Here is a 13,941-nt window from a genome sequence, read left to right as displayed (position 1 = left end):
GGGCTAATGTCAAACAATTCGGCAGTTGTGTGAGTACATATTCACAATGTTGAGTTTTGGACACGACTCAATCATGACCGAGTTACTGCTGCTTCCACTTGCCCTCAGTGGCCTTGCAATTAGAAGAGGGAGGCATTATGCCTCCCTCACTCGTTGGCCATCATCCTCGCAAACCGACACTCAAATTCCCTAAACTGACCTGCAATACGCCAAAGCGGTAGGGCTTTTATCTAGCAAGGGATCCTGCGAAAAACGGGATGCCATAGAGCACGTGATCTGGATACACACCATTTTTACCTATAAATACCCTAGCCCCACCGCTGAACTATTTCATGAAAACCATCCGCATTCTCCCTACCCCCTTCGCGGATCAGCCAAAGGCGGATCTGCAAAAGCAGAAATAAAAAAGCCCTGCCGATATGGCAGGGCTTTTCGTTTAACCGTTCAGAGCGGAAAAGTGGCTCTCCTTGCCCTTACTGGTTATGGCTGGCGCGACGGGGACGACGGGCCTGAGCCGGCTTGGCGGCGCCATCAGCCGGACGCTGACCACCCTGGGGCTTGGGCTTGCCGCCGTTGCCGGAGCGGTTAGCGCCTGCGTTGCCACCGTTGTTGCCGGAGCGAGCGGCACCCTGACGTTGGCCTTGACCTTGCGGACGCGGTGCACGGCGCTGCTCGCTCGGATCACGGGGCTCTTTGCGCAGCGGCGCGCCGATCCCACGGGCGATGTTGTCGAGGGTCTCGCGGGACGCTTCGAAGCCGGGCACCTGCTCGCAGGGGATGTTCTGCTTGGTCAGACGCTCGATGGCCTTGATAAGCTTCCCTTCATCGGCCGCAACCAGAGAGATGGCGTGACCGGCAGCACCGGCACGACCGGTACGACCGATACGGTGTACGTAATCTTCCGCAACGTTCGGCAGCTCGAAGTTCACTACCTGCGGCAGCTTGTCGATATCCAGACCACGGGCGGCGATGTCGGTCGCGACCATCACGCGCACGCTGCCATCCTTGAAGCCGGCCAGTGCGCGGGTACGGGCACCCTGGCTCTTGTTGCCGTGAATGGCGGCGGCACTGATGCCGTCTTTTTCAAGCTTCTCGGCAACGCGGTTGGCGATGTGCTTGGTTCGGGTAAAGACCAGCACCTGCTGCCAGTTGTTGCTGGAGATCAGGTGGCTCAGCAGGGCAATCTTGTTGGCCTTGTCGCACGGGTGCACCAGCTGCTCGATACGCTCGGCGGTGCTGTTGCGCGGGGCGACTTCGATCACTGCCGGGTTGTCCAGCAGGCCAGTAGCCAGCTCGCGAATTTCATCGGCGAAGGTGGCGGAGAAGAGCAGGTTCTGACGCTTCTTCGGCATCAGAGCCAGGATACGGCGGATGTCGCGGATAAAGCCCATGTCGAGCATTCGATCCGCTTCGTCCAGTACCAGGATCTCCACTTCGTCGAACTTGACGGCGTTCTGGTTGTAAAGATCAATCAGGCGGCCGGGACAGGCCACCAGCACGTCCAGACCACGGCGAGTCGCCATCATCTGCGGATTGATGCTGACGCCGCCGAACACCACGTGGCTGCGCATTGGCAGGTGTTTGCCGTAGTTACGCACGCTCTCGCCCACCTGGGCGGCCAGCTCGCGCGTCGGGGTCAGTACCAGCGCGCGGACGCGGTTCGGAGAGACCTTGCGTTTGCTCTCCATCAGACGTTGCAGCATCGGCAGGGTAAAGCCTGCGGTCTTGCCGGTCCCTGTTTGGGCCGCCGCCATCAGATCGCGGCCAGCCAGAACGGCGGGGATCGCTTGTTGCTGAATGGGAGACGGGGTGTCGTAGCCTTGTTCGGCAACGGCACGCAACAAGGGTTCGGCCAGACCGAGGGAAGTAAAACTCATAGTTACCTGCTAGGGATAGGGGCGCCGACAATCCGGGATGGGGCTCCTCTGCTGAGCCGATGCCATCTCGCCAGACTCGGGCCTGTTGAGAACACAACGATTTCCCCGGGGAGCAGAGCAAAGGGGAAAGAATAGGGGTGCAGTCTAACGGAGTTATTGGGGAGAAACGAGAAAAATGTGATGTTCCTCCCAGCACAAGGATAAAATCCCGACTTACCTGCCCCAATTGCTCCCGTTTACCCGATCTTTTACCACTGCCCTATTAACATCAGACATAATAAAAACACTCTATTGTCAGCAAGGCACGGAGATCAAAAAGATCTGGGATGATGAGGTTTATATGAAGAAGCGATCAGGCTTTCCCATCAGCTGGCCACTCTGGCTTGCCCTGCTGCTGTTGTGGATGATGCCGGCACAAGCCGACAAGCCGGTTCTCACCGTAGCCTGGAGCCACTGGCCCCCCTTCAGTCAGCTCAACAATAAAGGGGAACTGGCAGGGCTCGATATCAACCTGACCCGCCAGATCCTCACTCAGGCCGGCTTTGCCCCCAAATTTCGCGAGATCCCCTGGGCGCGGGCACTCCATCTGGTGGAGCATGGCCAACTTGATGTAGCTATGGGCGCGCTGGCACTGCCGGAGCGCAAGCAATACGCCCGCTTCTCCGCCCCCTATCGCCACAGCGCCTACGTGCTGCTCAGCAACGATCCCATTCCCGGCCAGCAGGATCGCTGGGCCGGTTACCCGACCCTCTCTGCGCTGTGCAACGCCAGGGGGCTCAAGATCGGCAAGCTGCGCGGCACCCGCCCGATGCAGCAGTTGGAGAACTGCCCGGCACTCAAGGAGGTAACCGAGTACAACGCCGACTACCGGCTGATCGATCTGCTGCTCGCCCGCCGCCTCGACGGTGTCATCATGGAGTGGCAATACGCCCGTTATCGCCTCGACCAGCTCGGCGCCACCGGTTTTATCAGCTGCCAATTGCTGCTCCACCACCAGCCGGTCAGCCTGATGTTTGCCAAAGAGAGCATCAGCGATGAGCAGCTCGTCAGCATCGACAAGGCGATCGCCACCCTGCCCAAAACCGCTCGCAACTTTCCTCCCCCCACATGCCGCCTGAGCGCCGCCCCCGATGGCGATGAGCCCCCGCTGCATTAACCCGAACAGACAAAACAAAAAGGCGACCAAAAGATCGCCTTTTTCATGCTGGCCAATCAAGAGTTGATCCGCCAGTTGGTCGTTATGCCGATCAGCGCAGTTGCGGCGTCTGGGTCAATACGCCCTGATTCTGGGCGCGGTGACGCAGCAGATGATCCATCAGCACCAGCGCCAGCATCGCCTCGGCGATGGGCACGGCACGGATGCCGACGCACGGATCGTGGCGCCCCTTGGTGATCATCTCGGTAGCCTCACCCTCGGTGGTGATGGTCTTGCCCGGTACCGTGATGCTGGAGGTAGGCTTGAGCGCCATGCTCACCACGATATCCTGCCCGGATGAGATGCCACCCAGAATGCCGCCCGCATGGTTGCTGGCAAACCCGGCCGGAGTCATCTCGTCACGGTGCTCGGAGCCTTTTTGCTCCACCACCGCAAAGCCGTCACCGATCTCCACCCCTTTCACCGCATTGATGCCCATCATGGCATGGGCGATGTCGGCATCGAGGCGGTCAAACACCGGCTCACCCAGGCCCACCGGCACATTGCGCGCGATGACCTGTACCTTGGCACCGATACTGTTGCCCTCTTTTTTCAGGTCACGCATGTATTGATCGAGCTCTTCCAGCTTGCCCGCATCGGGGAAGAAGAAGGGATTCTGCTCAATCTGCGCCGCGTCAAACGCCTCAGCCTTGATGGGGCCGAGCTGGGAGAGAAAACCGGTGATCTCGATGCCATGCACCTGTTTCAGGTACTTCTTGGCAATCGCCCCCGCAGCCACCCGCATCGCGGTCTCGCGTGCAGAAGAGCGACCACCGCCACGATAGTCCCGCTGACCATACTTCTGGTGGTAGGTGTAGTCAGCGTGACCCGGCCGGAACAGATCCTTGATGTCGGAGTAATCCTTGGAGCGCTGATCGGTATTCTCGATGAGCAGTCCGATGGAGGTGCCGGTGGTCTTGCCCTCGAACACTCCGGAGAGGATCTTCACCTCGTCCGGCTCACGGCGCGGCGTGGTGTAGCGGGAGGTACCGGGCTTGCGCCGATCCAGATCCCCCTGCAGATCCGCTTCGCTTATCTCCAGCCCCGGCGGGCAACCATCGACCACGGCGCCCAGCGCCAAACCGTGGCTCTCGCCAAAGGTAGTGACCCGAAAGAGTTGACCAAAACTGTTCCCTGCCATGCGCGCTCCTGCTTAGTTCTTGTAGATGGCGAAATGATCCTGATACTGCACCAGCTCGTCACGGGTCATCACAAAGACGCCGTGACCGCCGTTTTCGAATTCAACCCAGGTAAAGGGGATCTCGGGGAACTGGGCTTCCAGATGGATCATGCTGTTGCCCACTTCGACCACCAGCACGCCGTTATCCTTGAGGAAATCTGCCGCATGGGCCAGCAGACGCTTGGTCAGCTTGAGACCATCGGAGCCGGACGCCAGCGCCAGCTCTGGCTCATGACGGAACTCGTCCGGCAGATCCGACATATCTTCGGAATCCACGTAGGGCGGGTTGGAGACGATGAGATCGTACTTGTCGCCCGCCGGCAGATCGCGGAACAGATCGGAGCGGATCGGAATGACCTGCTGCTCCAGCCCGTGATCGTTGATGTTGCGCTCGGCCACGTTCAGTGCATCGACGCTGATGTCGATGGCATCCACTTCCGCTTCCGGGAACTCGTGAGCCATGATGATGGCGATGCAGCCGGAGCCGGTGCACAAGTCCATGATCCGGGTCGGTTCATGTTTGAGGAAGGGCGCGAAACGGTTGGCAACCATCTCGGCAATGGGGGAACGGGGAATGAGCACCCGCTCGTCCACGTAGAACTCCCAACCGGCATACCAGGCCTTGTTGGTCAGGTAGGCGGCCGGTACCCGCTCCTGTACCCGGCGGATAATCAGCTCGGCGATGCGGTGACGCTCGCTGCTGGTGAGACGGGAGTGGCGCATGGCCGGGTCTACATCCGGCGGCAGATGCAACGCGGGCAGTACCAGCTGCACAGCCTCATCCCAGGCGTTGTCGGTACCATGTCCGTAGAAGATACCGGCGTCGTTGAAACGACTCATGGCCCAGCGCAACATGTCCTGGATGGTGTGCATCTCGGCAACCACCTCATCGATAAATATCTTGTCCAAATCCACCTCCAAGTCGAGTAATATCCGGCCCGAGAATTTTATACAGCGAGCAAGACGAGTACCTGATGAAAAAAACGCCCTCACCGACAGACGAGGAAACCCTGCTGTTTCGCGATGCGATAAAAGGTACCCGGAAAATCAAGCAAGATACCATAAGGGCCGAGTTGCGCCCGGTCAAGCAGAAACGCGAACAGCGTGAAAGCCGCGAAAAGCTTGGGATTGACCACTATTTCAGCGATGAGTATCAACCCCATCTCGACGATGATGGACCGACCCGTTACGTGCGGGAAGATGTGTCAAAATTTGAGCTGAAAAAGCTCAAGCGGGGCAGTTATCCGCCGGAGATCTATCTCGATCTGCACGGCATGAACCAGCAGCAGGCCAAACAGGAGTTGGCCGCCCTGCTCACCCTCTGCCAGAAAGAGAACATTCACGTCGCCTCGGTGATGCACGGCATTGGCAAACATATTCTCAAGCAGCGCATTCCCAGCTGGCTGGCCCAGCACCCCAATGTGCGCGCCTTCCATCAGGCCCCCCGCGAATGGGGTGGCGACAGCGCCATTCTGGTGTTGCTGGATATCGAAGAGTAGTTAGCCAAACGACCACACTATACTGAATATCAATATGTTATTCGCCGTGGAGGTCGCATGTTTACACAGGGTTCCCATGCCGACATAAAGTCATCTCTCGACGCCATCGGCGCTGCCGTGGCGGTGTTCAGCCTCGACAAGGATGATCACTTTGTGCTGGTCTCTGCCAACGATACCTTTGCCAAGGCGTTCGAGCTGGATGTCCTTGGCAGCATTGGCAAACAGCTGAGCGAGATGTTTCCCCGCTACATCACCAATACCATCGAGCCGCCAATGCACGAATGTGTGCGCATGCAGACAGGGCTCGAGAGCGAGCTGCCCATCGACAGCCTGTCGCGCACCAGTTGGTGGCGCTTTATTCTCTCCCCCATCATCCCCGAGCAGGCACGGATCAACCGGATCATCGTCACCGCCATCGATATCACTGCCAAAAAGCAGCTGGAAGAGGCGCTCACCACCAGTCGCCGCCGCTTCGAGGCAGTGGTCAACTCCGCCTATGACGGCATCATCAGCGTGAGCAGTGAATCGCGGATCGAGCTTATCAACAGCGCTGCCTGCGAAATGTTCGGGATCGATGATAGCTATCTTGGCAAACGGCTGGAGACCCTGCTGCCGCAGCGTTTTCGCGCCAATCACGAGACCTATTTCAAAGCCTTCAGCAGCTCCCCCATCAATTCCCGGCCCATGCATGCCCGCGCCTCCGTGGTGGGGCTGCGCCGTAACGGCTGCGAATTTCCGCTCGAGGTGACCATCGCCAAGATCAATCTGGGCCAGACCACCGAGATGACCGCCATCATGCGGGATATCTCCGAGCGGGCGCGGCTGGTGGAAGAGCTGAAGATCGCCGCCACCACGGATCCTCTGACCGGCATTGCCAACCGGCGCCGCTTCAACGAGCTGGTCAACGCCGAGATGCAGCGCTGCCAACGCTTTGGTCACACAATGAGCCTGCTGTTGATCGATATCGACCACTTCAAGGAAGTAAACGACACCTTTGGCCATCAGCAGGGGGATCTGGCGATCCTGAGCTTGGTGAAGCGGCTCGGCAAACAGTTGCGGGAGGTGGACATGCTGGGGCGCTGGGGTGGCGAGGAGTTTATCGTGCTGCTGCCGGAGACCTCGCTGGAACTGGCCTGGACCAGTGCCGAGCGGCTCAGGCTCGCCATCGAATCCCAGTGCCATGCACTTGAGGGGACTCTTGAGGTCTCCCTCACCATCAGCATCGGGATCAGCGCCAACAAGGGCAGCAACGACAGCGTGGAAAAGATGATCGGACGGGCCGACACCGCCCTCTATCTGGCCAAAAAGCAGGGGCGCAACTGCTGCCGCAAAGAGGAGCCGGAGTCAACCTGATGGTGCACGCCCCTGCTCTCTGGTGACATCGCTAACCTGTGCCTGCAGAGATAACCAACCGCAACGAATACAAAAGACAGCGCTACTCTCTTCGGTTGCGCTTTTTTTCGTCCTGCTTTTGGTGCACTTTTCAATCACAACCATCAAGGGGGCGGCTAAAGCGCTGTGGGCCTCCATCCGCCAGAGAGAGCCTCACCGACAGCATACTGCCGTTGGGCAATTGCCACTCAAAGAAGTCATCAAATCCGGCAATCGTGACGGCGCGGATCACCTTGGCGACTACACCATGCGCCACCAGCAATACCCGCTCCCCTTGCATGGTCGAAGTAAGTTCCGTGAGTCCCTGCGAGACCCGGGCAATCACCTCATCAATGGTTTCACCACCGGGAGGAGTTTCAGCCCAGCGCCGGGTGATATTGCGCGCCCACAGTTCGGGATAGCGTGTTCTTGCCTCTACCTGCGTTAGCCCTTCAAACTGACCGACATCCCGCTCACGAAAAGATGGCACAAGCTCCACAGGCAACCCCAACTGACGAGACAAGATGGCAGCGCTCTCTCTTGTTCGCAGCAGAGGGGATGCCAGTAGCCGATCAAACGGTGGTAGTGTCACTGCTACCTGCTCAGCCAGCCGGGAGATCTGGCGAACGCCATCGTTATTGAGCCCGATATCCAGCGAGCCTTGATAACGCCCTTCCGCATTGGCCTGCGTCTCTGCATGGCGGATCACCACCAGTTCCATGGTGCACTCCTCTATCCTGTTTTTTTGTTTTCGGTTTCTTGGTTAAAGCTGCAAGCTAATTCCCTTTCGGATAAGGAGAGGACAATCTCCACCCACTCATTATTCGCTAAGAAAAAAATGGCTGACACGCTCAGCCAGTCAACCATCATCAATATTCAAGAAAAATGCTCAAAAATAGCCGGATGTCCAGTGCGAACGGCACGGATCAGGATATTGCGCGGCGTCATCGGCTTGGCACAAAACTCCCCCACTTCGACCCGATAGCCCTGCTCTTGCAAAAAGAGCGCGCGATCCAGCGCCAGCCAGATCTCGAGGGGACGGCGAAACAGGTGGCGCACCAGCTCCATGCGGGCGACATCACCAAAGCGGCGCTCCCCGTGTTCCAACCAGGCGAGATAGTCGAGCCCGACGGGCAGCACAATCCCCTTGCGCTCGGCAGCCCAGTCGCAAAATGCAGCGAAACTGCCGGTCAGCAGGCTCTTTTGCATGTTGGGTACCGGCAGATACTCATCGACCCCGCGCACTTCCCGTTGCAGACAATCAAAGGCGAGTCGCCACACCACCTCCTGCTCGCGCAAGCGGGTGATCCGCGCGCCGCCAGTCACCGTCTCCTGTAGCGGCAACTTGAGATCCGCCTTGATCAACACCAGCTCGCTGGCACTGGCCGCGGCCGACAGCGGGCGATAGTGGCTGGTACGGATCAGGTGGTAGCAGCAGGGAGAGATAGTCACGCCGCTGGCACCGCGCTCGGCCACCCGCTCCAGCAGATGGGTGTGCAACTCGCCGCAGGCATGGAGTGCCATAGCGTGATGTTCTGGGGCGATCCGCGCCGCCGATTCGGGGGCAAAGGCATCGGCGCAGGTAAAGGTCATATTGGCGCCATCCCGCTCGGCCAGCAGCCGACCTTCGTCACAAAGCTGCTCTTGCAACTCCAGACTGAGGATCGGAGCCTGTCGATGAAGTGATACCAACCGCCCAAGGTGGCCCTTACCGGCACACCACTCCAGATAGGGGCCCTGATGGGCCGGCAGACAGGCGGTGAACGACTCGATCTGGGCCTGCTTGCGCCCCGGCATATGTAGCGCCATCTCCTTGCTGCAGGTGATGGGCTCCGGGGTAAATTGGGCTAGTTGGCTCAACTGCTGCAACTCGGCACCCTCGGCAATCCAGGGGGCAAGCAGCGTGCTGAGTGCATCCATATCCGCATCGAGCTCCGCCAACTGGGCAAGGGTCAGCCCATTGAGCAGTGCCGCCAGTTCGGGCGCCTCATCGGCAAAGGCCATGGTCAGATGATGATATGGCTGATATTGCCACCAACGTCGGTAGCGGGTGAGCAGTCGATCCAGTTGTTGAAAACGTTGAGCCAGCACGAATGCCCCTGCCTTGCAGTCAAAAAGGAGGCTCATTCTAGCGATCCCGCTTCAAATTGCACTCTCAATACCTGACGATCAGCGCCGCGCAACAGCACAGCCAACCTTGTGAGCCAGGGCAGACCTGACAAAATGCGGGCTTTTATGCTATATTCCGCCCCCTCTTTCACGCGCCCCGCCCGATGCGGGTCGCTTTACCACTAGCTATGGGACCAACAACATGACCATCAACGCCATTCTGCAAGCGCGCGCGGGCGCCAAGTGTGAACTGTGCAGCGCCGAGCAGGCGCTGACCGCCTTCGTGGTGCCTCACTCCCTCGCCAGCGACGATGATCACAACGTTGCTATCTGTGACACCTGCCGTGGTCAGCTGGAACAACCGGATACCCTGGTGGTCAACCACTGGCGTTGCCTGAGCGACAGCATGTGGAGCCAGGTGCCTGCGGTGCAGGTGATGGCATGGCGCCAGCTGAAAGCACTCTCCGGCAAGGGTGAGGTGTGGGCTCAGGATCTGCTGGACATGATGTACATGGAAGAAGAGACCAAGGCCTGGGCCGAAGCGGGACTGGTTGACGAAGATGATGACAGCGTACCGACCGTTGACTCCAACGGCGCCGTGCTGCAAGAGGGCGACTCCGTCACCCTGATCAAGGATCTGGACGTGAAAGGCGCCGGTTTCACCGCCAAGCGCGGCACTCTGGTCAAGGGCATCCGTCTGACCAACAACCCGCTCCATATCGAAGGCAAGGTCAACGGCGTGCAGATCGTACTGGTTGCGGCCTACCTGAAAAAGGCCTAAGCAAAGGGCGATTGCTCTGCTGTCTACTGCCAGTGCACAAGCACAACGAAAAAGGATGGCGTCACGCCATCCTTTTTTATAACTGCTGGCCGCAAACGGCCAACTTGAGCCCATAACAGGCCAGCCAAAGCAAAAAGGCGCATCCGGATGGACGCGCCTTGTTTACATGGCCGATGCCGTTAACCGGCAGCGGAAACGGTCACTCAGGAGGAGAGTTTGCCGTCCAGCTCGGCAATCTTGGCCGACCAGTAGGCCGGGCCGGTTTCGTGGATGTTGTTGCCTTCGGAATCGACCGCAACGGTCACCGGCATATCTTCCACTTCAAACTCGTAGATCGCTTCCATGCCGAGATCGGCAAAGGCTACCACGCGCGCCTTCTTGATAGCCTTGGCCACCAGATAGGCTGCGCCACCGACGGCCATCAGATAGACGGCCTTGTGCTGCTTGATGCTCTCGACGGTTTTCGGGCCACGCTCAGATTTGCCGATCATGCCGATAAGACCGGTGTCACCCAGCATCATGTCGGTGAACTTGTCCATCCGGGTGGAGGTGGTGGGGCCCGCCGGGCCAACCACTTCGTCACGCACCGCATCGACCGGGCCAACGTAATAGATAAAGCGGTTGGTGAAATCGACCCCTTCCGGCAGCCCTTCGCCATTTTTCAGCATGTCGGCGATGCGCTTGTGGGCGGCGTCGCGACCGGTGAGGATCTTGCCGGAAAGCAGCACGGTATCACCGCTCTTCCAGCTGGCCAGCTCGGCCTTGGTGATGCCATCGACGTTGACGCGGCGCACGTTGCCACCCGCTTCACGGGTGATCTCCGGCCAGTCACTCAGTTTCGGCGGGGTCAGTTCGGCGGGGCCAGAGCCATCCAGTTCGAAGTGAACGTGACGGGTGGCGGCGCAGTTGGGGATCATCACCACCGGCTTGGAGGCAGCGTGAGTCGGGGCAGATTTCACCTTCACATCCAGCACGGTAGTCAGGCCGCCCAGACCCTGGGCACCGATCCCCAGCTTGTTGACCTTGTCGTAGAGCTCGACCCGCAGCTTCTCTTCGGTGGTTTGCGGGCCACGGGCGATCAGCGCCTGAATGTCGATGTGCTCCATCAGGGCCTCTTTGGCCAGCACCGCCGCTTTCTCGGCAGTACCGCCGATGCCGATGCCCAGCATGCCGGGTGGGCACCAGCCTGCCCCCATGGTCGGCACGGTTTTCAGCACCCACTCGATGATATCGTCAGAGGGGTTGAGCATCACCATCTTGGATTTGTTCTCGGAGCCGCCGCCTTTGGCCGCGATGCTCACTTCCACCTTGTTGCCGGGGATCATATCGATATGGACCACGGCAGGGGCGTTGTCTTTGGTGTTTTTGCGACTGCCGGCCGGATCGGCCAGCACGGAGGCGCGCAGCGGGTTGTCAGGATTGGTGTAGGCACGACGGGTCCCTTCGTCCACCATCTCCTGCACTGTCATGTCGCTGTCCCACTGGACTTGCATGCCGATCTTGACGAAACAGGTCACGATGCCGGTGTCCTGGCAGAGCGGACGATGACCTTCGGCGGACATGCGGGAGTTGATCAGGATCTGGGCCAGCGCATCTTTGGCGGCCGGGTTGGCCTCACGGTCATACGCCGCTTTGGCAGCCTGAACAAAATCCAACGGGTGGTAATAGGAGATGTACTGGAGGGCATCTGCGATAGAATCGATGAAATCCTGTTTTTTTATAATGCTCATATCATCCTCACTGGTCCTTGTCTCTGCCACGGAGCAGGGCAAGGGCTTCCATATGATGGGCCGTGCTGACGTGCTGGCTAAAAACTATCAACCAGCAAAAAACGAACGACACGGCAGTTTTTTCTTAAGTCACCGACACCTATGATACGCTTGCCCACCAGCACCGACTAGGGTTCGGGAACCAAACTGTTGCCTGTGTAACATAAAATGACGCCAACACTTCATATCTATCATCTAGACCATAGTGCTGAACTCCATCAGCTTTTTGCCCGCCTGCAACATCAGCCGTGGGCCATGTTGCTGGAATCGGCGGGGCCACTCGGTGCCGACAACGGCTTTGATATCATCAGCGCCGATCCGTTGGCGACCCTCGAGACCCGCGACCAAATCACCACGATTACCCGGCATGGCGAGAGCAGCGAACACCATGAGGAGCCCCTCGCCCTGCTGGCTCGCACTCAGCAACAGCTGCTGGGGAAACTGGATCTGTTCGCCACTCGCCTTCCTTTTATTGGCGGCGCCCTCGGCCTGTTTGGCTATGATCTCGGCCGCCGCTTCGAGCGACTGCCTGTGCAGGCCGCCGCGGATATCGCAGTGCCAGACATGGCGGTGGGCATCTACGACTGGGCGTTACTGCGCAATGTGGCGACCGGCGACTGGCAACTGGTGCACTGGGGGGATGCGGAGGGCCTTGCCAGACGGCTGACCTGGCTTGAACAGCAACAGACCAAACCGGCCCCCGCATTTGCCTTGCTGGGGGCGTGGCAGAGCAATATAAGCCGCGTCGAGTATGGTAAAAAATTTGCCCGCATCCAGGAATACCTCGCCGCTGGGGATTGCTACCAGATCAACCTGACACAACGTTTCAGCGCCCCCTATCAGGGGGATGAGTGGCAGGCCTATTGCCTGCTGGCAACCGCCAACAAGGCCCCCTTCTCAGCCTTTATCCGCCTGCCGGGCAGTGCGCTGCTGAGCCTCTCTCCCGAGCGGTTTCTGCTGCTCGATGGCCGCCATATCGAGACCAAGCCTATCAAGGGGACTCGCGCACGCCACCCCGATCCCGCAACTGATCAGGAGATCGCTCACGAATTGTCAGGGTCAGACAAAGACAGATCTGAGAATCTGATGATCGTTGATCTGCTGCGCAACGACATCGGCCGGGTCAGCCGGCCGGGTTCCGTCAGCGTGCCCCATCTCTTTAGGGTGGAGTCATTTCCGGCGGTGCATCATCTGGTCTCGACGATCCATGGGGAGCTGGACAAGCAATGGCAAGGAGTGGATCTGCTGCGCGCCTGCTTCCCGGGCGGCTCCATCACGGGCGCCCCCAAGATCCGCGCCATGGAGATCATCGAGGAGCTGGAACCCCAGCGCCGCAATGCCTACTGCGGCAGTATCGGCTATCTCAGCCAGCATGGCAGAATAGACACCAGCATCTGCATTCGCACCCTGATCGCCGAAGCGGGTCGCCTGCACTGCTGGGCCGGTGGGGGTATCATCGCCGACTCCGATGCCGACAGCGAATATCAGGAGACCTATGACAAGGTTGCGCGCATCCTGCCGCCGCTGTCAGCGCTGTAACCCTCCCCACTGTCAGGCCAACGCACAGGAGAGCTCACCGCCATGGATCGCAACGAACTGCTGACCCGCTTCCAGTTGCAGCAACCCGCCCCGGCCCATCGCCTCGCCATTGGCGGGCTCAGTCCGGCGGCGGTGTTGATCCCGGTGGTGATGCGCGATAAGGGGCTCAGCGTATTATTGACCCGGCGCAGCCCCCGGCTGCGCCATCATGGGGGGCAGATCAGCTTTCCCGGCGGGCGGCAGGATCCCGGCGACGAAAACCTCATTGCCACCGCACTGCGGGAAACCGAAGAGGAGCTAGGCATTCCGCCTCGGCTTATTGAAGTGATCGGCACCCTCAATCCGCTCAATACGGTGTCACGATTCGAGGTACTGCCGGTGCTGGGGCTGCTCGATGGCAACTATCCCCTCATCCCGAATGCGGATGAGGTGGAGTACGCCTTCGAAGTACCCTTGACTCATCTGCTGGATCGGCGCAACCACCTCCCCCTGACCATTGTCAGAGGGGGAAAACCGCACACCCTCTACTGGATCTCCTGGCACCAGCACTTTATCTGGGGGGCTACCGCCAGCATGATCCACCAGCTTGCCCAGCATCTTGCGAGATGACAAGTTACCTGC

The 13,941-nt window shown here is 59.4% G+C and carries 12 protein-coding genes; 6 read left to right on the top strand and 6 right to left on the bottom strand.

Translation table 11 applies throughout. From position 1 onward, the window contains the following. Positions 1-473: 473 nt before the first annotated feature. A complete protein-coding gene (locus ACRAUW_RS01440) occupies positions 474-1,877 on the bottom strand; it encodes a DEAD/DEAH box helicase (RefSeq protein ID WP_431360874.1) in 1,404 nt (467 codons plus the stop codon). 340 nt (positions 1,878-2,217) lie between these two features. On the opposite strand from ACRAUW_RS01440, the gene ACRAUW_RS01435 reads away from it, so the two are divergent. Further along, positions 2,218-3,033: a substrate-binding periplasmic protein gene (locus ACRAUW_RS01435; protein WP_431360873.1), complete on the top strand. Its 816-nt coding sequence runs from the start codon at positions 2,218-2,220 to the stop codon at positions 3,031-3,033. Positions 3,034-3,124: 91 nt separating this feature from the next. Here the strand turns inward: ACRAUW_RS01435 and aroC are convergent, their stop codons facing one another. Together aroC and prmB are read right to left on the bottom strand one after the other, a co-directional pair. Further along, a complete protein-coding gene (gene aroC / locus ACRAUW_RS01430; RefSeq protein WP_431360872.1) occupies positions 3,125-4,213 on the bottom strand; it encodes a chorismate synthase in 1,089 nt (362 codons plus the stop codon). A 12-nt stretch (positions 4,214-4,225) separates the two neighbouring features. Next, positions 4,226-5,161 carry a 50S ribosomal protein L3 N(5)-glutamine methyltransferase gene (prmB, locus tag ACRAUW_RS01425; RefSeq protein ID WP_058051987.1) on the bottom strand — a complete coding sequence of 312 codons (936 nt, stop codon included), beginning with the start codon at positions 5,159-5,161 and terminating at the stop codon, positions 4,226-4,228. Positions 5,162-5,226: 65 nt separating this feature from the next. Between prmB and smrB the strand changes: the two genes are divergently transcribed. Together smrB and ACRAUW_RS01415 are read left to right on the top strand one after the other, a co-directional pair. Continuing rightward, entirely contained in the window at positions 5,227-5,751 is a 525-nt protein-coding gene (gene smrB / locus ACRAUW_RS01420) for an endonuclease SmrB (protein ID WP_431360871.1), read from the top strand. A gap of 57 nt (positions 5,752-5,808) precedes the next feature. Further along, the gene (locus tag ACRAUW_RS01415; protein ID WP_431360870.1) at positions 5,809-7,104 is read left to right on the top strand and encodes a sensor domain-containing diguanylate cyclase; all 1,296 of its coding nucleotides are present in this window, start codon (positions 5,809-5,811) and stop codon (positions 7,102-7,104) included. Between the two features lie 130 nt (positions 7,105-7,234). On the opposite strand, the gene ACRAUW_RS01410 is transcribed toward ACRAUW_RS01415, so the two are convergent. Both ACRAUW_RS01410 and ACRAUW_RS01405 read right to left on the bottom strand, forming a co-directional pair. Next, the gene (locus ACRAUW_RS01410; RefSeq protein ID WP_431360869.1) at positions 7,235-7,843 is read right to left on the bottom strand and encodes a histidine phosphatase family protein; all 609 of its coding nucleotides are present in this window, start codon (positions 7,841-7,843) and stop codon (positions 7,235-7,237) included. A 155-nt stretch (positions 7,844-7,998) separates the two neighbouring features. Continuing rightward, positions 7,999-9,249 (bottom strand): methyltransferase, encoded by a 1,251-nt coding sequence (locus ACRAUW_RS01405; RefSeq protein ID WP_431360868.1) that lies wholly within the window; start codon positions 9,247-9,249, stop codon positions 7,999-8,001. A gap of 184 nt (positions 9,250-9,433) precedes the next feature. Here ACRAUW_RS01405 and ACRAUW_RS01400 point away from each other — a divergent pair, with 184 nt between their 5' ends. Next, a complete protein-coding gene (locus ACRAUW_RS01400) occupies positions 9,434-10,012 on the top strand; it encodes a PhnA domain-containing protein (protein ID WP_431360867.1) in 579 nt (192 codons plus the stop codon). Positions 10,013-10,215: 203 nt separating this feature from the next. Here ACRAUW_RS01400 and ACRAUW_RS01395 read toward each other — a convergent pair whose 3' ends face one another. Then, the gene (locus ACRAUW_RS01395; protein WP_431360866.1) at positions 10,216-11,742 is read right to left on the bottom strand and encodes a fumarate hydratase; all 1,527 of its coding nucleotides are present in this window, start codon (positions 11,740-11,742) and stop codon (positions 10,216-10,218) included. A 294-nt stretch (positions 11,743-12,036) separates the two neighbouring features. On the opposite strand from ACRAUW_RS01395, the gene pabB reads away from it, so the two are divergent. Together pabB and ACRAUW_RS01385 are read left to right on the top strand one after the other, a co-directional pair. Further along, a complete protein-coding gene (gene pabB, locus ACRAUW_RS01390; RefSeq protein ID WP_431360865.1) occupies positions 12,037-13,320 on the top strand; it encodes an aminodeoxychorismate synthase component I in 1,284 nt (427 codons plus the stop codon). Positions 13,321-13,362: 42 nt separating this feature from the next. Next, positions 13,363-13,929: a CoA pyrophosphatase gene (locus tag ACRAUW_RS01385; RefSeq protein WP_431360864.1), complete on the top strand. Its 567-nt coding sequence runs from the start codon at positions 13,363-13,365 to the stop codon at positions 13,927-13,929. Positions 13,930-13,941: the final 12 nt, after the last annotated feature.

This window comes from Aeromonas sp. (assembly GCF_050633025.1).
Taxonomy (GTDB): domain Bacteria; phylum Pseudomonadota; class Gammaproteobacteria; order Enterobacterales; family Aeromonadaceae; genus Aeromonas.
The sequence above is the reverse complement of the archived record's forward strand: the minus strand, read 5'-3'. Positions and strand labels throughout refer to the sequence as shown.

Excerpts from the sequence above, each read along its gene's own strand:
- ACRAUW_RS01400 (WP_431360867.1), top strand. The coding sequence starts at position 9,434 with ATGACCATCAACGCCATTCTGCAAGCGCGCGCGGGCGCCAAGTGTGAA.
- ACRAUW_RS01410 (WP_431360869.1), bottom strand. The coding sequence starts at position 7,843 with ATGGAACTGGTGGTGATCCGCCATGCAGAGACGCAGGCCAATGCGGAA.
- ACRAUW_RS01385 (WP_431360864.1), top strand. The coding sequence starts at position 13,363 with ATGGATCGCAACGAACTGCTGACCCGCTTCCAGTTGCAGCAACCCGCC.
- aroC (WP_431360872.1), bottom strand. The coding sequence starts at position 4,213 with ATGGCAGGGAACAGTTTTGGTCAACTCTTTCGGGTCACTACCTTTGGC.
- ACRAUW_RS01415 (WP_431360870.1), top strand. The coding sequence starts at position 5,809 with ATGTTTACACAGGGTTCCCATGCCGACATAAAGTCATCTCTCGACGCC.
- ACRAUW_RS01440 (WP_431360874.1), bottom strand. The coding sequence starts at position 1,877 with ATGAGTTTTACTTCCCTCGGTCTGGCCGAACCCTTGTTGCGTGCCGTT.
- pabB (WP_431360865.1), top strand. The coding sequence starts at position 12,037 with ATGTTGCTGGAATCGGCGGGGCCACTCGGTGCCGACAACGGCTTTGAT.
- ACRAUW_RS01435 (WP_431360873.1), top strand. The coding sequence starts at position 2,218 with ATGAAGAAGCGATCAGGCTTTCCCATCAGCTGGCCACTCTGGCTTGCC.
- smrB (WP_431360871.1), top strand. The coding sequence starts at position 5,227 with ATGAAAAAAACGCCCTCACCGACAGACGAGGAAACCCTGCTGTTTCGC.
- ACRAUW_RS01405 (WP_431360868.1), bottom strand. The coding sequence starts at position 9,249 with ATGAGCCTCCTTTTTGACTGCAAGGCAGGGGCATTCGTGCTGGCTCAA.
- ACRAUW_RS01395 (WP_431360866.1), bottom strand. The coding sequence starts at position 11,742 with ATGAGCATTATAAAAAAACAGGATTTCATCGATTCTATCGCAGATGCC.